This window comes from Methylobacterium sp. Leaf113 (genome assembly GCF_001423325.1).
GTDB lineage: Bacteria > Pseudomonadota > Alphaproteobacteria > Rhizobiales > Beijerinckiaceae > Methylobacterium.
The window spans coordinates 96,845-116,658 of the sequence record NZ_LMNJ01000054.1; the positions used below are offsets into that span (position 1 = coordinate 96,845).

The 19,814-nt window shown below is 70.7% G+C and carries 11 protein-coding genes; 6 read left to right on the forward strand and 5 right to left on the reverse strand.

Translation table 11 applies throughout. The annotated features are described in order from the left end of the window. The first annotated feature begins 27 nt into the window (after positions 1-27). From ASF60_RS23025 to bcsN, 4 genes are read left to right on the forward strand one after another with little or no spacing between them, the layout of a single operon-like run. Positions 28-2,550 carry a cellulose biosynthesis cyclic di-GMP-binding regulatory protein BcsB gene (locus tag ASF60_RS23025; RefSeq protein WP_056190609.1) on the forward strand — a complete coding sequence of 841 codons (2,523 nt, stop codon included), beginning with the start codon at positions 28-30 and terminating at the stop codon, positions 2,548-2,550. Then, a complete protein-coding gene (locus ASF60_RS23030) occupies positions 2,547-3,842 on the forward strand; it encodes a glycosyl hydrolase family 8 (RefSeq protein ID WP_443136792.1) in 1,296 nt (431 codons plus the stop codon). The genes ASF60_RS23025 and ASF60_RS23030 overlap by 4 nt, the downstream gene beginning before the upstream one ends. After that, positions 3,827-5,782, forward strand: coding sequence for a hypothetical protein (locus tag ASF60_RS23035; RefSeq protein ID WP_056190611.1), 1,956 nt, complete (start codon positions 3,827-3,829; stop codon positions 5,780-5,782). The genes ASF60_RS23030 and ASF60_RS23035 overlap by 16 nt, the downstream gene beginning before the upstream one ends. After that, positions 5,779-6,756 (forward strand): cellulose biosynthesis protein BcsN, encoded by a 978-nt coding sequence (gene bcsN, locus ASF60_RS23040; RefSeq protein ID WP_056190613.1) that lies wholly within the window; start codon positions 5,779-5,781, stop codon positions 6,754-6,756. Before ASF60_RS23035 ends, bcsN begins: the two co-directional genes overlap by 4 nt. A gap of 358 nt (positions 6,757-7,114) precedes the next feature. Here bcsN and ASF60_RS23045 read toward each other — a convergent pair whose 3' ends face one another. The 4 genes from ASF60_RS23045 to ptsP form a co-directional block, all read right to left on the reverse strand. Continuing rightward, positions 7,115-8,557, reverse strand: coding sequence for a carbohydrate porin (locus ASF60_RS23045; protein WP_244478548.1), 1,443 nt, complete (start codon positions 8,555-8,557; stop codon positions 7,115-7,117). Positions 8,558-8,694: 137 nt separating this feature from the next. Continuing rightward, on the reverse strand, positions 8,695-10,437 hold the full coding sequence (locus tag ASF60_RS23050; RefSeq protein WP_056190617.1) for a fructose-specific PTS transporter subunit EIIC: 1,743 nt from the start codon (positions 10,435-10,437) through the stop codon (positions 8,695-8,697). A 68-nt stretch (positions 10,438-10,505) separates the two neighbouring features. Then, positions 10,506-11,465 carry a 1-phosphofructokinase gene (pfkB, locus tag ASF60_RS23055; protein ID WP_056190619.1) on the reverse strand — a complete coding sequence of 320 codons (960 nt, stop codon included), beginning with the start codon at positions 11,463-11,465 and terminating at the stop codon, positions 10,506-10,508. Next, positions 11,462-14,014 carry a phosphoenolpyruvate--protein phosphotransferase gene (gene ptsP, locus ASF60_RS23060; RefSeq protein WP_056190621.1) on the reverse strand — a complete coding sequence of 851 codons (2,553 nt, stop codon included), beginning with the start codon at positions 14,012-14,014 and terminating at the stop codon, positions 11,462-11,464. The genes pfkB and ptsP overlap by 4 nt, the downstream gene beginning before the upstream one ends. 168 nt (positions 14,015-14,182) lie before the next feature. Here ptsP and ASF60_RS23065 point away from each other — a divergent pair, with 168 nt between their 5' ends. Then, positions 14,183-15,166, forward strand: coding sequence for a LacI family DNA-binding transcriptional regulator (locus ASF60_RS23065; RefSeq protein ID WP_056190623.1), 984 nt, complete (start codon positions 14,183-14,185; stop codon positions 15,164-15,166). Between the two features lie 324 nt (positions 15,167-15,490). Further along, complete coding sequence (locus tag ASF60_RS23070; protein WP_056190722.1) at positions 15,491-17,821, forward strand: putative bifunctional diguanylate cyclase/phosphodiesterase; 2,331 nt, start codon at positions 15,491-15,493, stop codon at positions 17,819-17,821. A gap of 7 nt (positions 17,822-17,828) precedes the next feature. On the opposite strand, the gene ASF60_RS23075 is transcribed toward ASF60_RS23070, so the two are convergent. Next, the gene (locus ASF60_RS23075) at positions 17,829-19,484 is read right to left on the reverse strand and encodes an acyl-CoA thioesterase (protein WP_244478549.1); all 1,656 of its coding nucleotides are present in this window, start codon (positions 19,482-19,484) and stop codon (positions 17,829-17,831) included. Positions 19,485-19,814: the final 330 nt, after the last annotated feature.

Consider the following 19,814-nt stretch of genomic DNA (forward strand, 5'->3'; position numbering starts at 1 on the left):
TCCTCGGACACGAGCGCGAACCCGGCCATGCCCGTCACATCCCAGCGTCGCCCCAGATCGCACGCGGCCTCAGCGCTGACGCTGGCCGGCCTGCTCCTCGCAGTGTCCCACCCGGCCCTGGCGCAGAGCTTCATCGGTCGCGGCGCACCGCGGGTCCTCGCCGTTCCCGATGCCGAGCGCGCCGGCCGGCCGGCCGCCGCCGGCCGGGCGGAGGCGGAGCCCGCGTCTCCTCCCGCTGCGCCGCCGCTGCCGCAGCGCCCGTTCCCGGCCCTGTCCAGCAGCCTGCGACTCAGCGGCGAGGAGAGCGGTCTGCAATGGCCGGTCTACCTCACGGAAGCGCAGTCTCGGGAGCACCTGCGCCTGCGCATCGGCTACCTCGCCGCGATCTCGGTGGTGCCCGACGCCTCGTTCCTCACCGCGAAGGTCAACGGCGTGGCCGTGGGCCGCAGCGAGATCAAGGCACCGGGCGCGATCCGGATCATCGAATTCGACATCCCCGGCGACCTCCTGAAGCCGGGCTACAACGCCCTGGAAATCGCCGGTGTCCAACGGCATCGGGTCGACTGCTCCCTCGATGCGACCTACGAGCTCTGGACCCAGATCGACCCGGCCTGGACGGGTCTCGTCTCGGTCTCCGGCGCCGCGATGGCCAACTCCCTGCGCGATCTGCCCGCCATCGCGCCGGATGCGCGCGGCATCGTCCCGATCCGGATCGTCCTGCGCAACCGGCCGGGCTTCGCCACCTTCGAGCGCCTGATCGGCCTCGTCCAGCGCTTGGCGCTCGCCGGCAGGTTCAGTCAGGTGTCGGTCGAGTTCGCCGGCGAAACTCAGGGGTCGGCCGGCCTCGAGATCCACGTGGCGGATGACGGTGGCCCGGGCGGTCTCAGCCGCCAGCCCCTGACCTTCGAGCCGCCGCAGGGTGACCGGGCCGCTCGCATCACCCTCGCGGGCGACACGCCCGCCGAGATCGAGGCGGCCAGCAGCATCGTCAGTGGCCTCGCCACACGCGAACCGATGGGTAGCCCGCAGGGCCTCCAGGCCCTCGCTTTGGCGCGCGGCGTGCCGGCCCAGGGCCGCGAGACGTTGCCGTTCTCCGCGTTCGGCATCGAGAACCGGGAATTCAGTGGCCGCCTGTTCCGGACCGGCTTCGATCTGACCCTGCCGACGGATTTCGTGCCGGCGGATTACGACAAGGTCGCCCTCACCCTCGCGGGTGGCTATGCGGCGGGGCTGGAGCTCGGCGCCCAGATCATCGTGGACGTCAACGGGCGCAACGTGGCCAGCGTGCCCCTGGCGAATGCGGGCGGCGAACTCTTCCGGGACGAGACGATCGCCCTGCCGCTCAGCCGCTGGCGGCCTGGACGGAACAAGGTCGAGGTGAAGGCCCTGCTGCCGGCCCCCTCGGACCGCGCCTGCGAGGGAGGCAGCACGAAGAGCCGCTTCCTGCTCCTCAACCGGTCGACCCTGGCGGTTCCCCAACTCGCCCGAGCGATCCGCCTGCCGGACCTCGCCGCGACGCTCGGTGGCGGCCTGCCGAAGGTCGCGCCCGGCCAGCGCCCGCGCCTCGTCGTGCCGGCGCCCGACCGGGAATCCATGGCCGCCGCCGCGACCCTCGCGGTCCAGATGGCGCTCTCGGCCGAGAAGCCCATCGACTTCGAACTGACCAACGATCGCGCCCTCGAAGGGCGGACGCCGACCGTGGTCGTCGGGCCGGCCCGCGCCCTCGATCCCGCCATCCTGCGCACCACCGGCCTCGATCCGGACCAGATCCGCCAGATCTGGCAGGGACGGGCGGCCACGGCACACCTGAGCGAGCCCGGCCGTCGCTTCGCCGTGATGGACGGCGCGAGTCTCGATCGCCTGCGCAACGACCGCCCCCCGGCCTGCGCGCTTCCGGCCGCGGGTCCCCGTCCGGCCGGCGCGGTCGGCCGGTCGCGTCCCGATTCCACCACGGACCGGCGCGAGCGCGATGTCATCGCCGAATGGAACGGCGCCACCGCTTCGCAGGACCGCCTCTCCGACCAGGTCGCCACGATGTCGGCGAGACTCGGCGCCGCGGCGCGCGAGAGCTGGGCCGCCACCAAGGCCTGGGCCGAGGACCAGGTTCGCGAGCCCGAGATCGAGATCGGATCGCAGGCCTCCCTGATCGTCAGCCAGGGCCTGCCCGGACGCGATCCGAATGGACTCCTGACCGTGTTCACGGCCCCGAGCGCGGCCACCCTCCAGGCCTCGGCCATCTGCCTCACGACGCCCTCGATCTGGAACCGGATCGAGGGTCGCGTCGCCACCCTCGACGCCAATGACGGCGCGCTCACCAATCACGCGGCCAAGCAGGCCCGATTCGTGGAGAGCGGGCCGGCCTCCCTGGAGAACCTGCGCCTCGTGGTTGCGGGCTGGTTCTCCACCAATCCGAGCATGTTCACGCTCATCATGTTCGCCGCCGCGATCAGCCTCGGCCTGAGCACCTCGGCGATGCTACGCGGCCTGGGCCGGGCCAATCCGGGCACCGCAGCACCGGCCCGATCCGACGATGAGGGAGTTCCGCGATGAAGCGGTATCGGGCGCAAGCGTATGCGGCTTCGCTCTGTCTGCCGCTGCTGGCCATGGTGCCGGCGGCCGCGCAGGGCCCTGCCATCCCTTTCGGGACGAAGACGGGCGAAGCCGGACCGGGTGACGCCAAACCCATCGAAACGAGGCCCTACGAAGCGCGGCCCGGTGAGATCCAGACCACCGATGCCAAGCCCGTCGGGCAAGGCAGTCCCCAGCAAAGCGGTCCCCAGCAAGGCGGGGCTCGGCAAAAGGGGCCTCAACAAAGCGGGGCTTGGCCGGCCGAGGTGCTTCCGATGCTGAACAGCCTCGGGAACACGCCGGGCTGGCGCAGCTACAAGGCCCGCTTCGTCACGGACCAGGGCCGGGTCGTCGACACGGGCAACGGCCGCATCAGTCACAGCGAAGGGCAGGGCTACGGCATGCTGCTCGCGGTGGCGGCGGGCGACCGCGACGCCTTCCAGCGGATCTGGAACTGGACCCGCGCGAACCTGATGGTCCGCGACGACGCCCTGCTGGCCTGGCGCTGGGAGCCGGACAAGCGGCCCGCTGTCGCCGACATGAACGACGCCACGGACGGCGACATCCTCGTGGCCTGGGCCCTCGCCGAGGCCGCCGAAGGCTGGTCGGACGAGGGCTATCGCCTCGCCAGCCGGCGCATCGCCGTGGACATCGCCCGTCGAACGGTCCTGTTCCGTAACGAGGGCCTGCCCCTGCTGTTGCCCGCCATGAGCGGCTTCTCGGCCGAGGACCGGAACGACGGTCCGGTGATCAACCTGTCCTACTGGGTCTTCCCGGCCTTCCCACGGCTCGCCGGCGTCGCGCCGGAGTTCGAGTGGAGCCGCCTCAGCGCCGTGGGCCAGGAACTCACCCTGCGCGCCCGCTTCGGTGCGGCCCAGCTGCCGACCGAATGGATCTCGATGCGCGGGGGCCAGCCCCACCCGGCCGCCGGCTTCCCGCCGCACTTTTCCTACAACGCGGTGCGGCTCCCCCTCTACCTTGCCATGGCGGGCATCACGGAGCGGAACTACTACGAGCCCCTGTTGAAGCTCTGGGCCGAGCCGGATCCCGCCGGGCTGCCGATCATCGACACCGCGAGCGACACCGTCGCGGGACGCATGGCGGAGCCCGGCTACGCGGCGATCCCGGCCTTGGCCGCCTGCGCCGTCTCCGGCACGCCGCTGCCAGGCGGGCTGGCGGACCCGGCCCCGAACGAGAACTACTATCCCGCCACGCTCCACCTTCTGGCCCTGACGGCCACCAACATGAGGTACCGCTCATGCCTCGGCCGCTGAACCTGCGACCCGGCGCGGCGCCGCTCCTCCTCGCCCTCGCGGGCGGTCTCGCCTGGGTCGGCCCCAGTTTGGCGCAGCAGGCCCCCGTCCGCACGGGGGTGCTCCAACTCAACGAACGGCGCGCGCCGGTCATCCTCGACACGCCGCAGAACGCGGGCGGCGCCGAGATCATCGACGAGAGCGCCCTGCGCTACTACGCCGCCCAGCGCCAGGGCGAGCGCGTCCAGGCCGAGATCGCGCGGCTGCGGCGGCGCCATCCGAACTGGACCGTCCCGGCCGATCTCGACACCCTGAAGCCGAGCCCACCCGAGGAGGCCCCGATGTGGGACCTCTTCACGGCCGGCCGCTTCGATGAGCTGCGCACGGCGATCAGCGTCCGCCAATCGGTGGATCCCGGCTGGCAGCCGTCGGAGGATCTCGCGCGCAAGCTCAACCGCGGCACCCTGCGCAGCGCCGCGCGGGCGGCCGCCCGGGACGGATCCTGGGACGACCTCATCGCCCGGGTGAAGGCCACCCAGGAGGGCATCCAGAACCTCGACATCGACATCGCCTGGACGCTGGCCGAAGCCTATGCGCGGACCGGCGACATCGCTTCGGCCTCCGCCCTGTACGGTACCCTGTTGAAGGAGCAGGCCGATCCCGGCCTGCGCCTCGCCACGGTGCAGAAGGCCATGGCGGCGATGCCGATGGCCGCCGTCGAGCCGCTCCTGGCCATGCGGAGCCCCGGCACCGAGGGCACGGACGAGTTCCGGTCCATCCATCAGGACGTGACCCGGGCCCGCATCGCGGCGGTCCTGCACGGGCAGCCGGCCGGACGCATCGAGCCGGCCGATCTGGCCGCCCTCGGCGAACAGGCCCGCCGCGTAGGCGAGCCCGCGCAGATCGCGCTGCTCGGCTGGTACGCTTATCACCGACGCCAGTTCCGCGAGGCCCTCGACTGGTTCAAGACGGCCCTGGCCCGCGGCGGCGATGCCGCGGTGGCGACGGGCCTTGCCCTGTCGCTGCGCGAGATGGGACAGGATCGCGAGGCGGAGGAGGTCGCCTTCGCCTGGCGCACCGCCTCGGTGACGAACCTCTCCCTCTACGTCGACATGATGGAGCGGCGCCTGGGCGAAGGCCCCGCCTCGCCGGTCGAGACCGAGCGCCTCGACCGGTTTGCCAAGGTCGTCCTTGCCACGAGCGCTCCCGAAGGCGCGCAGGCGCTCGGCTGGTACGCCTACAATGCCTGCCAGTTCGACGCCGCCGCGGACTGGTTCCAGAGGGCCGTCAGCTGGCGGCCGCGCGAATCCGCCGTGCTCGGCTACGCCCTCAGCCTGTCGCGCCTCAGGCGCACGCGGGACTACCTGGAAACCGTGAACCGGTACGATGGCCTGTTCCCGAAGGTGGTCGGACTCGTCTTCGCCGAGCCCGATCCGCAGGCGCGCGACACCGGCCCGTGCGGCCCGGCCCCAACCGTTCCGCAGCAGGCGGCGCCCCCCGCCCCGTCGCGCGTGATGGTGCCGAAGCCGGCCGTCGCCACCGCGCCGGTCCGACCCCTGGCCGTCCAGCGTGGGGAATTTCCGATTACGGTCGCGGCTGAGAACCCCCTGCGCTTCGGCGAGGGCGCCTCTCTCACGCCGCGTGCGCGGGACTCGGAATACTTGCGTGAGGTGCGCGGGCCGCAGCCCCTGATCGCCCGCCGCGTCGTGGGCGTCGGGGCCATGCCCTACGAGCGCTACGGCTTCACCCTGCTGCCGGGATGGAACGGCCTCGCTCGGGCGAGCCTCCAGGCAGGACCGCCGGCCCCGCCTGTGGGCACCCTCGCGCAAGCTGAGGGTGGCATTCTTGCGCAGACCGGCTCGCCCCGGTCGGTGCAGCCCCGGGACGGCGACCGCTTCGGTCCGTTCGATACCGCCAGCACCGAACGGAGCGGCCAGCGAAATCCAGGACTGGATCGATGAACGGACCGAAGCTCTCCTCCGGCCGGCCGCAGGTGCCCTTCCGGAACACGCTGCTCCGGATGACCGGCCTCGCCCTCGGCCTCAGCCTGCTCGGGGCTTGCCAGACCGCGAAGACGAGCCGGAACGCCCCCCGCTTCGAGGCGGCCTTCGCCTCCACGGGGTCCGCCGGCAACCAGCCCCTGGTCTTCGTTCCGAACAGCGGCGCCATCGAGTCCGTCGAGGAGACGCGCTCGAGCGCGAGCCTGCGGCAGCGCATCGTGTACGGACAATCCCGCGGCCGGGTGGATCTCACCATCGCGTCGGGCCGGGTGTGGGACGATCCGGCCATGGCCAAGCCAAGCCGCGCCGGAATCGCGGCCGAACTCGGAAGTCTGGAAGACGGGTCCTCCTACCGCATCGTCCGCCAGCCCATGCGCAACGCCTACGGACCCATCGGGGTCGCCGTGAGCCAACGCTGCGCCTATGCTTGGCAGTGGATCGACGACCTTCAGCGGGTAGAACTCGGCCGTGCCGCCCTGCGCGGGCCGGTCGCGGTCTCGCTCCGCGTGCAGCATTGCGGCCGCAGGCCGATGGCCGCCGAGACGCTCCTGGCCGACCTCACGCGCATCCGCCTTGGGGTGTCCACCGAAGCTGTAGCCCGTGCCACGCGTCCCCGGATCGTACGGCCGAGACCGGCCGCCGAGCCCTTGGCCGCCGAGCCCGTGGCCACCCTGGCCCCGGTCGCCCCTGCCATCGCTGCGCCGACCCCAGTTCCGGGCCCGCCCTCGGTTGCAGTCAACAGCAGTCGCACTCTGGTGACGCTGCCACCGGCCCCGGCAGGCCAGTCCTACCTCGCGCAGCCCGCTCCGGCTCCGGCCGCGCAGACCGTATCCGTGGTTCCCCGGCCGACGGCCTCGGGGGGCTCGGATCGCGCGCGCTTCCTGACCGACGCGCTGCCGGCCTCCGGCCGTACGCCGCCGCCAGCTGGCTGGTAGGGGTCCCGGACGGCGAGGATGCCCATCGCGTCGTGGCGGACGATGCAGGATTGTCCGACTCACGCTCGCTGCGCTGATCATTGCAGGCGAGCCCAGCCCAGACCACACGACCTCGTTCCAGCGGTGACGGCAGGTGCTCGCCGACGAGAACAACGCTTTTTCGTTCGAACCGAAACGTCGAGCCTGAGCGTGGGAAGGGTCTGCGGAGTGAGCCTGTCGCGGCGATCCGCGGCCACAACGCGCGTTCGAAGCTGCCGCGCGGCCTCGGACATCGCCGGTCTCATTATCGCACCCGGACCGGGTGTGGGTGAAACCGGCAGCCGATCGATCCTCGCGGCGAGGCCGGAGGCAGGCGCCCTCAGTTCGACACCGGTCCCGGCGCCAGCCCCGCGAGGGTGAAGAGATCGACCGACAGCTTGGCGCCGACCACGAGGGCGTCGGGGATGTTCCGGGTGTAGGCCGGGAAGCGGGTCTGGTCCGGGTTGATGATGTACTGAAGGTTCGGGGTCAGGCGGATCGCCGGGGTGACCTGGATGCCGTAGTTGAGCTCCATCATGATCTGCTGTCGGGGAATCGACCGGTCGAGGCCGAGGGCGTTCTGCGCGGCCGTGATGTTCGAGAGGGCCAGGGGCGAGAAGCGCTGGGTGTTGATGACGAAGCCCAGGGTGTCGAAGGGGCGGCCCGCGAAGGTGCCGGTCTGGAGAGCGCCGATCTCCAGGAAGTAATCCTCGACGAGGCGCCCGGAGGTGCCCGCCATGGCGACGCCGAACAGGGTCAGGCCCTGGATGGCGCTGGGATCGGGACGCCAGACCATCTGGTCGAAGCGGGCATAGACGCCCGAGCGCCCGAAGCGGTTGGCCGGGGCGAGACCCGTCAGGACCGCGTGCTGGCCGGTGATGTCGCGCACCGGGTCGGCATAGTCGGAGGCGTCGTACCAGCCGCCGATGCCGTAGTTGCGCGGCAGGGGGTCGTTGGCGAAGGTGGTGGAATAGCCGAGCTCGACCGGCAGGATCGCCCCGGTGGCGCCGCGGATCGAGAAGTCGAGGCCATTGTCGCCGGGCTGCTGATGGCGGGGATTGACCTCGTAGACGCCGGCATGGACGAAGACCCGGTCGGTGAGCCAAGCCTTGGCGTGGGCGCCCCAGCTGGAGACCGGCCAGAAGGTGAAGTTCGAGGTCTTGAACACGAAGGTCGGGTTACCGCAGGCGGAATTCGACTGGAAGTTGCAGTAGATCGGTGAGTTCAGGAAGGCGATGTTGGCCACCAGGCGGCCGAACTCGATCACGAGCCGATCGTCGAAGAGCTTCTGCTCGTAGCTGAGCAGGGTGAGCCGGGTGGTCTGGCCGCCACCGTAGATCTCCTGCACGGAGGTGTTGTTGCCGATGAAGTCGCCGGCGAGATTGTCGCCGTGGCGGTTGGTGACGGCGATGTGGAAGGCGCCGCCACGGATTCCGGCGAGGCGGTTCAGGTCGGCGTCGATGCCGAAGAACAGCTGCCCGGCATAGGCGCTGCCCTGGCGGATGCCGCCGATCGGGTTGGCGGCGGCCTGACCGGTGTAGTTGGCACTGAGCGTCAGGCCGTGGCCGAGGTCGAACACGCCCGTGGGCAGGGTGGGGGGCGTCGCGCTCTGGCCCAGGGCGTCCGCCGCACCGGCCGCGCTCTGGGCCCCCGCGATGCCCTGGCCGCCCGGACGGGGCGGCAGGCGCCGCGGACGGCGCAGGGCCTGCCGCCGGACCGTCTCCGCCACGCCGATCCCGACCGCTTCCACCGTCTGCGCCCGCGCCTCCGATCCCAGCGTCATCAAGCCCAGGCTTACGACAGCAGCCCTCAATCCCTTGCTCATCCGGTGTCCCCTTCGATCGCGTGGTGTTTGCGTGGCCGGTCTTGATGCCGGGTAGGGTGCTGGCCGCCGGTCCCCGTGCGGGGCCGCCGGCGGCCTCAGGCGGCGCGCTTCTTGAGCAGGCCGACGAGCAGACCGGTGACGAGGGTTCCGACCACCAGGGCGATCAGCGCGCCGGGGACGTTGGTCACCGCGTTGGGAATCGGCAGGACGAAAAGGCCGCCATGCGGCACCTTCAGCTCGACCCCGAGGCTCATCGCGATGGCACCGGCGAGCGCCGATCCCACCACCATGGAGGGAATCACCCGAAGGGGGTCCGCCGCGGCGAATGGGATCGCGCCCTCGGTGATGAAGGCCGCTCCGAGCACCGCCGCCGCGCCGCCGGCTTCGCGCTCGGCCTTGGTGAAGAGGCCGGGGAACAGCCGGGTGGCGAGCGCGATTCCGAGCGGGGGCGTCATGCCGCCGATCATCACGGCGGCCATGGGCGCGGTGATGCCCGATGCGATCAGGGCGGCGGCCGAGGCATAGGCGGCCTTGTTGACCGGGCCGCCCATATCCACCGCCATCATCCCGCCGAGCACCAGGCCGAGCACCAGGGCGCTCGCCCCCTGCATGCTTCTCAGCCAGTCGGTGAGGGCCGCCAGGATCGCCGCCACCGGGACGCCGACGACGTAGATCATCAGCAGGCCGGTGACGGTGGTGGCCAGCAGCGGCAGGATCAGGACGGGCTTCAGGCCCTCCAGGTTCCTGTGCAGGCGGATGTGCCGGTTGAGGAAGGCGGTGGTGGTCCCGGCGATGAAGCCCGCGGCGATGCCGCCGAGGAAGCCGGCCTGCAGGTTGGCGGCGAGCATGCCGCCGATCATGCCCGGCGCGATGCCGGGCCGGTCCGCGATGGAGAACGCGATGTAGCCGGCCAGCACCGGCACGATCAGCGCGAAGGCCGCCTTGGCGCCGATATCGCCCAGGGCGAAGCCGAGGCTGCCGGCGTGGTCGGGTTTCATCGCGTCGATGCCGCCGAAGGCGAAGGCCAGGGCGATCAGCAGGCCGCCCGCCACCACGAAGGGCAGCATGAACGAGACACCGGTCATCAGGTGCTTGTAGGCCCCGGCCTTCTTCTCCTCCGGTTCCGGCCGGGCCGACCCGCCGGCCTCGGTAGCGGTTCCGGCATCGGGCTGGCGCTGCGCCTCGGCGAGCGCCGTCGCGAGCAGTCCCTTGCCGTCGCGGATCGCCGCCTTGGTGTTGGTGGCGTAGAGCCTCTTGCCGGCGAACCGACTCCGGTCGACGCCGGTATCGGCGGCGATCAGAACGATGTCGGCCGCAGCGATCTCGGCAGCCGTGAGGGTGTCGCGGGCGCCGACCGACCCTTGCGTCTCGATCCGAACGTCGTGGCCGAGCGCCTGAGCCGCCGCCTGGATGCCCTCTGCGGCCATGAAGGTATGGGCGATGCCGGTGGGGCAGGAGGTGATGGCGACGATCCGCCGGCGCCCCTTCGGCGCCACGTCCTTCGGCGCCACGTCCTTCGGCGGACCCGCCTCGCCCGACCCGGCGAGGAAGCGGTCGAGCACCGCATGGGCGTCGGTGAGCACGTCCTCGATGCGAATCCGGGCGCGGCGCATGGCGCCGAAGCGGCCTTCGTCGAGGTCGCCGTCGCCCACCAGCAGGACGGCGTCGGCGCCCGCGATCGCGTCGGCGCTCAGGGCGTTGCCGGAGACGCCCTTGCCGCGCAACTCGAGGTCGAGGGGCTGGTTGCGCCGGCCGGCCGCCTTGCGCAGGGCCTCTCCGGCCAGCACCGCGTGCAGGCCGAGATCCCCACCTCCCACCACTGCGAGCACCTGCGTCATGGCTTCCTCCCGTTGCGTCGCGCGCCGCTGTGCGGGTGCGTCGGTGTCATGGTCCGGAGTCCGAGGTTTCAGACCGGGACGTCGAGCGATTCGACCCGCACCGTCCTGGCGATCGCCAGGACGGTCTCGCGGGCGGGCAGGTTGGCGCCGGCCAGGCCGAGCTTGCCGGCCGCGAAGGCCATGGCGAGGCGCGCGGTCGCGACCCGGTCGAGGCCTGCATGGAGGCCGGCGACGAGGCCGGCCACGAGGGCGTCGCCCGCCCCCACCGTGCTGGTCACCCGGGTCGGCGGGGGATGGGCGTGGACCATGCCGTCGGCCGCCGCGAACAGCGCGCCCTCGGCCCCCAACGAGACCACCACCAGGGGGATGCCGCGCGCCACCAGATCGCGGGCCGCCCCGACCACATCGGCCAGGGTCGGTAGCGGCCGCCCGACCCAATCCTCGAGTTCGTGCCGGTTGGGCTTGACCGCGAAAGGCAGGGCTTCGGCCGGGGCCGCCAGGGCCGCCGCCAGGGCGGGGCCGGACGCGTCGAGGACGAGGCGGGCGCCGCGCGGCCGCAGCTCGGCGGCGATCTCCGCGTAGATCCCGGGCACGACGCCGCCCGGCAGGCTGCCGGCCAGCACCACCAGGGCATCGGATGTCACATCCCGGCGCAGCAGCGCCCGGACGAGGTCGAGGGTGGCGGAATCGACGGCGAGCCCCGGCAGGTTGAGGTCCGTGGTGTCGCCGGTCTCCGCGTCGAACAGCTTCAGGTTGGTCCGGGTCTCGCCCGGGATGCGCACGAAGCGATCCTCGATGCCCTTGGCCGCCAGCAGGGCCTGGAACGGCGCGGCGTTGTCCTGGCCGAGGATGCCGGCGGCGGCCACCGGCACGCCCCAATCGGCGAGGCAGGCGGCGACGTTGACGCCCTTTCCGCCCGCATCCGAGCGCGTGCCGCGCGCCCGATGGACGTGCCCGGGCCGCAGGGCGTCGAGGGTCACGGACCTGTCGAGGGCCGGGTTGAGGGTGAGGGTGACGATGCGGCTCATGCGGGCTCTCCCTCGTCGGGCACAGCCAGGGCTCGGACCGCGGCCGCGTCCTCCTGGGCGCAGGCCCGGGCGGCCAGCGCCCGCAGGGCGCCGATCTCGCTCACCCGCAGCCGGGCCTTCACGGCGGCCACGTCGCGCGGGGTCATCGACAGCTCGTGGACGCCGAGGCCGGCGAGCAGGCCGGCGCCGAACGGATCGCCGGCGATGCCCCCACAGACGCCGACCCAGCGCCCGTGCCGGGCCGCGCCCGCGCAGGTCATGTGGATCAGGCGCAGCACCGCCGGATGCAGGGAATCGGCCTCCGGCGCGAGCTCGGTGTTCTGGCGGTCGATGGCCAGGGCGTACTGCGTCAGGTCGTTGGTGCCGATCGAGAAGAAGTCGCAGTGCCGGGCCAGGGCGTCGGCCTGGATCGCGGCGGCCGGCACCTCGATCATGATCCCGAGCGGCAAGGCCGGCGCCTCGAGTTCGGCCTGGATGCGCGCGCAGTGGGCGCGGAGCGCGAGCACCTCCGGCACCGAGGTGATCATCGGGAACATGATGGAGAGCGGGGCCTCCCTGCCGGTGGGCGCACCGGCCGGAATGCCGTCTCGTGCCGCCCGGTACAGGGCGCGCAGCTGCGGCTCCATCAGGTCGGGCCGGCGCAGGAGCAGCCGGGCGCCGCGCACGCCGAGAAACGGGTTCTCCTCCCGCGGCAGGTGCAGGTGAGCCACCTGCTTGTCGCCGCCGATGTCGAGGGTGCGCACGATCAGCGGCCGGCCGGCGAGGGCGTCCAGCATCGCCCGATAGGTGGCGTACTGGTCGTCCTCGGTCGGCGTGTCGCCGCGCTCCAAAAACAGGAACTCGGTGCGCATCAGGCCCACGCCCTCGGCGCCCTGGTCGAGGGCGAGGGGCACCTGTTCGGGATTGTTGACGTTGGCCCCGATGGCGACCGTGTGCCCGTCGCGGGTGCGCGCGGGCAGGGACCGCTCGCGGGCCTCCGCCTCGGCCCTGGCGCGCTGGCGCGCACCCCAGGCCCGGGCCGAGGCGAGGTCGGCCGCGCTCGGGTCGAGGTAGAGCCGTCCGGTGCCGCCGTCGAGGATCGCGGGCGTGTGGTTCTTCAGGGCGAGCAGGGTGGGGCCGCCCGCCACCATGGCGGGAATCCCCAGGGTGCGGGCCAGGATCGCGGTGTGCGAGGTCGGGCCGCCCTGGGCGGTGGCGAGGCCGATGACCCGGGACGGGTCGAGCCCGGCGGTGTCGGACGGGGCGAGATCGGGGGCGATGAGGATGCAGGGCGCGTCCGGCAGGTCGTGGCGGCTCCTGAGCGACGGATCGATCTGCGCCAGCACCCGCCGGCCGACGTCGCGCAGGTCCGCCGCGCGGGCGGCGAGCACGGGATTGCCCAGGGCCGAGAGCCGGCCGGCCATCCGCTCCACCGCCTGGTTCCAGGCGAATGCGACCCCGTGGCCCTCCACCATCAGCTGGCAGGCCAGGGTGATCAGGTCCGTGTCGGCGATGAGCTCGCCTTGCGCCCGGAAAATGCCGGCATCCGCCTTGCCGAGGCGGCGCTCGGTGTCGTCGGCCAGGGCCCGGAGCTGACCCTCGGTGGCGGCGAGGGCCGCGTGCAGGCGGTCGCCGCCGGAGGTCAGGGGCTCGGGCACGTCCGGGACGGTGACCTCCGCCTGGCTCAGCACATGGATAGGCGCGATGGTGAGACCGGGGCTCGCGCCGATGCCCGCCAGCACGCGCGGCGCGTCGGCGGGATTCCAGCCGGCCACCGGGCCGGCCGCACGAGCGGCGGCTTCCGCAGCGGCCCGCGCGGCGGCCTTTTCCCCGGCGCTCAGGCCCGTCACCGCCGCGCAGATCCGGGCGAGGGCACCGGCCTCGTCGTCCCCCTCCGACGAGATCGTCACCGCGTCGCCGCAGCGCAGGCCGAGCTGGAGCAGGGCGATCAGGTTCTTGGCGTCGGCGACTTCGGCGCCGTGGCGCACCTGGATCCGGGCGGGGCAGGCGCGGGCCGTCTCGACCCAATGGGCGGCCGGGCGGGCATGGAGCCCGGTGGGATAATCGACGGTCCAGTCGAAGCGCTGCCTGAGGTCGCCCGCCGGGCCGGCCGCACCGGGCGCAGGCGCATCTTCGGTGAGGGCCGCGACGATCTCCTCCTTGCGGGTGGTGGTGCGCAGGGCGGCGAGGCGCGCCTCGTCCTGGATCAGCCGGGTCAGGCGACGCAGGATGGTGATGTGGGTGTCTGACTGGGCCGCGATGGCGACCACGAGGTGGGCGATCTGGCCGTCGTGCCACGCGATGCCGCCCGGAACCTGCAGGACCGCCAGCCCGCTGTCGCGGACGTGGTGACGGTCGTCGACCATGCCGTGCGGGATGACCACGCCGTGGCCCAGATAGGTGTTCGCCACGCCCTCGCGCCGCAGCATGCTGGCTTCGTAGGGCGCCTCGATGCAGCCGGATGCGATGAGGAGCTGGGCCGCAGCCCGGATCGCCGCTTCCTTGGTGGCCGGCGCGGCACCCAGCTGAATCAGCAGGCGCGGAGAAAGGGTCGGCGTCGGCGCGAGCATGGCGTGCTCCTCCCGTGAACATCGTTGCCGGTGCAGTTGTTGGCTGTATGAAAACGTTTTCACAAATCGTGTCAACGGAATTCGGCGCAATAATGCAAATCGGACCCTTGTCGATCACGGATCCCGGTGCCAGAACGGCGCTATGACGCTGAAAACGTTCTCTTCCCGATGAGTGCCAGTATTCGCGACGTGGCGCGCGCGGCCGGTGTCTCGACAGCGACGGTCTCTCGGGCTCTGGGGCGGGGACCGGTCAGCGACGTCCTGCGCCAGCAAGTCGAAGCCGCGGTTCGAGCCACCGGATACCGCCCGAACCTCTCGGCCCGGCGCCTGCGCTCACAATCAACGCAGACCATCGGGCTGATCGTCGCCGACATCCGCAATCCCTTCTTCACGGCCGTGAGCCGCGCGGTCGAGGATGCCGCCTACGCCGCCGGCATGCGGGTGATCCTGTGCAACACCGACGAGGACCCCGAGCGCGAGCGTCTGTACCTGCGCCTGATGGAGGAGGAGCGGGTCACCGGCGTGATCTTCGCGCCCACCCGCGTCACCGCCGAGTCGCTCAAGGCCGACAGCCTGGACGTGCCGGTGGTGTTCATCGACCGGACCGGCCCCGCGGGCACCTATGACAGCGTGGTGCTCGACAACGCGGCCGCGACCGGCACCCTGGTCGATCATCTTCGAGCCCGGGGCTATCGCCGGATCGGCGGCCTGTTCGGCTCGACGAGTTCCACGGCGCAGGAGCGGCAGGCCGGCTACGAGGTGGCGATCCGGCGCCTCGGCGCCGAGCCCCTGACCCGCGTCGCGCCGCCCACCGCGGAGGCGGCCGAAGCCACGCTGACCCGCTGGCTGACCGAGCCGGACCGTCCCGATGCGCTGATCCTGTCGAACGGCCTGATGCTGATGGGAGCAGTGCGGGCCGCGCGCGCGCTCGCCCTGGCGGTGCCGGACCGGCTCGGCCTCGCTGGCTTCGACAACGACCCCTGGACCGACCTCGTGGAGCCCGGACTCACGGTGATCGAGCAGCCCGTCGCGCAGATCGGCGCCCAGGCGATGGCGCTGCTGTTCGACCGGCTGAAGGCGCCGGCGGAAGCGGTGCGCAAGGTCACCTTGAGCGGCCGCCTCGTCGTGCGGGGATCGTCGGGGCGCGTTTAGACCCGTTGCGGAGCGCGGGACCACGGAGGGGCGACCGAGGAGGATCGGAGACGTGACGGGTCGGGCGATCCGTATCCCGACGGCCGGATGGTCCGGCCCACCCGGAGCCAACGATCATGCGGGAAGATCACGCCATTTGCGTCGATCTCCGATATTCAAAATACACTTGAGGATCATAGCATGGTTCATCGAGGGATCTTATGTTTATGTTAACCTTTTGTTTCGCCCATCGTCGAAGAATTCCGGCTACAGGGCATATTAAGAGTTTCCACCTTTAGTTCCAGGTCTACAGACGCTCAGCAAGGGACGTCGGTGTCGTTCGAGATGTTGATTTCATTCCTGGTCGACACGGATCGGCGGGACGGACCCCTGGATTCCAGTCTGCGCGATCGCGTTCGTCTCGAGCAGATCGATGTGGCCCTGCGCCTCGTGCCCTTCACGGTGCTGGTCAGCCTCAGCGTCGTGCAGGTCATCGTGTACCTTTACTGGAACTCGCCTGAGCGGATCTATCTGGCCCTGCTCGAAGCCTTCATCCTCCCGCTGGCCGTCGGCGCGCTGGAGCAGTGCTGGCGCTGGCGCTCGCGCGCCAAGCCGACCGAGGTGAATCTGCGCTTCGTCCGCCGGGTGACGCTCGCGGCGTTTCTCTACGGGTGCCTCCTGGCTTCGATCCCCATCATGCTGTTCGGCAAGGCCGACGCGGATGGCCGCCTGCTGATCGCGGCGAGCTGCGCCGGCCTTATCGCCACCGGCATGAGCGCGGCGGTCCTGCCCCGCGCCGCCATCGCGTATTCCGGCCCGATCATCGTCGGTTCGTTCGTCGCCCTCGTGATGACGGGCGAGCAGTTCTACATCTATGTCGGCCTTCTCCTCACCTTCTATGCCGCGTTCGTCTGCCTGACGATCATCCACCTGAGCCGTCTCGTGACGATGCGGGTGATCGCGCAGGCCGATCTCGAACGGCAGCAGGAATTCACCCACCTGCTGCTCAACGAGTTCGAGGAAAGCGCCAGCGACTGGCTCTGGGAGACCAATTCCGACCTGCGCCTGCAATACGTGTCCCCGCGCCTGATCGAGGTCGCGGGCTCCTCCGAGCGCCAGCTCCAGGGCCTTCCGCTCGAACGGCTGCTCCTGCCCTCGCTTGCCGCGCCGTTCGGGCATCCGAGCGCGAGCCTGTGGAAGCATATCGAGGAGCGCCGCGCGTTCCGGAACATCCTGCTCCCCATCGACATCGCCGGCGAGGCGCGCACCTGGTCCTTGAGCGGCAAGCCGACCTTCAGCCGGAAGGGCGAGTTCGCGGGCTTCCGCGGCGTCGGCTCAGACGTCACCGAGAAGCGGCGCTCCGAGGAGCGGCTGTCGTACCTGGCCCTGCACGATTCCCTCACCGACCTCCCCAACCGCGTCCTGTTCCAGCAGCAGCTCGACAGCCTTCTCGCGGACCTCGGGGAGGCCGACCGGTTCGCCGTGCTGGCCCTCGATCTCGACGAGTTCAAGAGCGTGAACGATACCTTCGGCCACGCCACCGGAGACGCGCTGCTGCGCGCCATGGCCGAGCGGCTGCGCCGGGCCGCGCCCGACGTGCTCCTCGCGCGCCTGGCCGGAGACGAGTTCGCGATCCTGGCGACGGGGTCGCACCTGCGCGACGACTACGCCCTCGAGGCCCTGGCGAGCGGGATCGTCGAGGCCATCGCCCTGCCGTTCCACATCGAGGGCATCTGCGTCAGCGTGGGCATCAGCATCGGCATCGCGGTCGCCCCGAAGGATGGGCGCCGCGAGATCATGCACCGCGCCGACCTGGCGCTCTACCGGATGAAGAACGAGGGCCGCAACGGCTACCGCTTCTACGAAGCCGAGATGGACGAGCGCATCGAGGCCCGGCGCGCCCTGACGGCGGATCTGCGCGGCGCGCTCGATCGCGACGAGTTCGTCCTCTACTTCCAGCCCATCGTCAGTGCGGCGGACGGCCGGATCCACGGCTTCGAGGCGCTGCTGCGCTGGAAGCACCAGATTCGCGGCTTCGTCTCCCCGGCCGAGTTCATCCCCCTGGCGGAGGAGACCGGCATGATCATCCCGATCGGGGAATGGATCATCCGGGAGGCCTGCCGGATCGCCGCGAGCTGGCCGCGGGGCCTCCACATCGCCGTCAACCTGTCGCCGATCCAGTTCCGCCACTCCGACCTGACCCTGATCGTGCGCTCGGCCCTGCGGGACAGCGGCCTTCCGGCCGGCTGCCTCGAACTCGAGGTGACGGAATCGGTGTTCCTCGAGGCGACGCCGGCCGTCCACACCACCTTGATCAAGCTGCGCGAGATGAACGTCCGGCTCTCGCTGGATGATTTCGGGACGGGCTATTCGAGCCTGAGCTACCTGCGCCGCATCGCCTTCGACAAGATCAAGATCGACCAGAGCTTCGTGCGCGACCTGCCGCACGAGAAGAGCGGCGCCGCGATCGTGCGGGCCATCGTCGACCTGGCGATGAGCCTCGACATGACGATCACCGCCGAGGGCGTGGAGACCGAGGCGCAGCGCCTGTGCCTGGCCCAGCAGGGCTGCCACGAACTCCAGGGCTACCTGTTCAGCAAGCCCCTGCCCCTGAAGGAGGCCGCGGCGCTGGCGGCGCTGCGGGTGATCCGCCCGAGGCAGCCTCACGCGGCCTGATCCCGGCTCAGCGTCCCCCGATCGCCGCACTCTCCGCGGCCTGCTGCGGCTGGACCGTATGAGGCGAGGATTTCGGCCAGTAGGGCAGGAAGCCCTCGACGATCGAGCGGGGGATATCCAGGGGCCGGAACAGCTGCGTGTCCACGAACATCAGCGACTGCTCGCCCCGGCCGAGAAGGCCGTGCCGCTCGCTGTGGATCTCGTGGGCGAGAGTGACGAACTTGCGATTGTGGTTGGCGATCCGCAGCCGGACGACGATGGGCTCGAACTCCGCGGCCTCGCGCCGGAAATCGTGGGTGAAGGACTTGGTCAGGACGTAGAAGCTCGTCGTCTTCAGGTCGAACCGCGGCATGCAGATGTTGAAGAACAGCTCGCGCGTCTTGCCGACCCAGCGGACGTAGTTGGCGAAATAGACGTTCCCGACCGAATTGGTGTCGTCGTAGGTTGGGATCATCCGCATCACGAACCATTGCCCGTCGAACCCGTGCGACATGACCGCGTCCTCGCGCGCCATCGTCACCACGGGGGCGGCGATCGGGGCGGGCGCCTGCGGGACGGCGTTCGGGTCGGTCGCCGAGGCGACGGGCTGGGGCGCGGTCCAGCCGAAGAGATCCAGAATTGCCGGCAGCGCGCCGATCAGGCCGATCAGCGGCGCGATCGCCAGGAAGGCCGGAACGGGCGTGACGTAGCCCGCGAGGAAGATCAGCGCCGCGGTCAGGCCGATCATGTAGCTCAGCACCGGATCGTAGGGCCGTCTGGCACCGAGGGTCTCGCCGACGAGGCTGCCCGCAGCGCCGACCAGGAGCGTGGCGAAGGGGAGCATCAGGTACATCATCGACAGGTTGGCGGCGATCATCGCGAAGGCGAGCGCCAGCGCGGCGAACACGATCCAGACCGGGGAGGCGATGAGGCCCGCCGGGATGAAGGCGAGCAGCGGGGAGGAACTCCGCGCCGTGACCGCCGTCATGAACCAGCGCGTCGCGCCGTAGAAGCTGTCGAAGGTCGAGGCCGCCGCGATGACGGTCCACACCACGAAGGGCAGGACCACTCCGTCGAGGTGGCCGCGAGCGATCGCGAGGGCGACCGCCGGCTGCAATCCGGTGATCCCGTCGGCCGACACGATGCTGCCGGCCGACCCCGCCGCCGCCGCCAGCAGGGCGTTCATCGACAGAAGCCCGAAGAACAGGATCGCGCCGACGCCATAGGCCAGCCGGAGCGACGCGCCTTCGCGCCGGATCTCCACCGCCCGCTGCCAGTGCTGCACGTCCATCCACGGTCCGAGCAGGAAACCCACGAGGGTCGGGACGACGAGACCGGTGAAGCGATCGTCGAGGGCGAACAGCGGGAGGCTGGCGGCCTGCGAGGCCGGCCAGAAGCGCAGGAGCGCCACGCCGGCGGCGATCAGCCCGATGACCAGATACGCCGCGTGGAGTGTCTTGAGCCTCCGCAACGGAAGCGCGTGTCCGATCGAGCAGGCGGCCAGGATCAGAACGGAGAGTCCGAGTTCGGCCTGCGTGCCGAACAGCGGAATCCACGCGTAATACGCGAAACCGAACACTGTGATGGCGAAGGCAAACAGTTGGCACAATTGGAACAGGAGCGCGTATCGCGACCCGACATCGGCCAGGATCTTGGCAGGATTTCTCTGAGGCGCTCCGAGCATCCACCCGAATAGGCAAAGCCCTCCCGCATTAGGCAGTGCAAACGCAAGGAACCCAAGCCATCCATTGGTCAGGGTCACATGAATAGTATAGAAGAACCCCAATCCCCAGAACCATGACAAGGCGATGGTGGGCGACCACATTAGGGATCGAGAAAAACTAGACTGCATTTTAATCACTTGGCAGAGGATTACCTCGCGGTTTTTATCTGATCAGATCTCCAAGTGAAATACGATTATCATAAGAAAGGACGGGACGCTGAGGGTCGGCCGACAGACATTCGAAAGGTCGCGGTGCGCCGAGGCGCCGGGCCCATCGGGCGCGCGGATGAG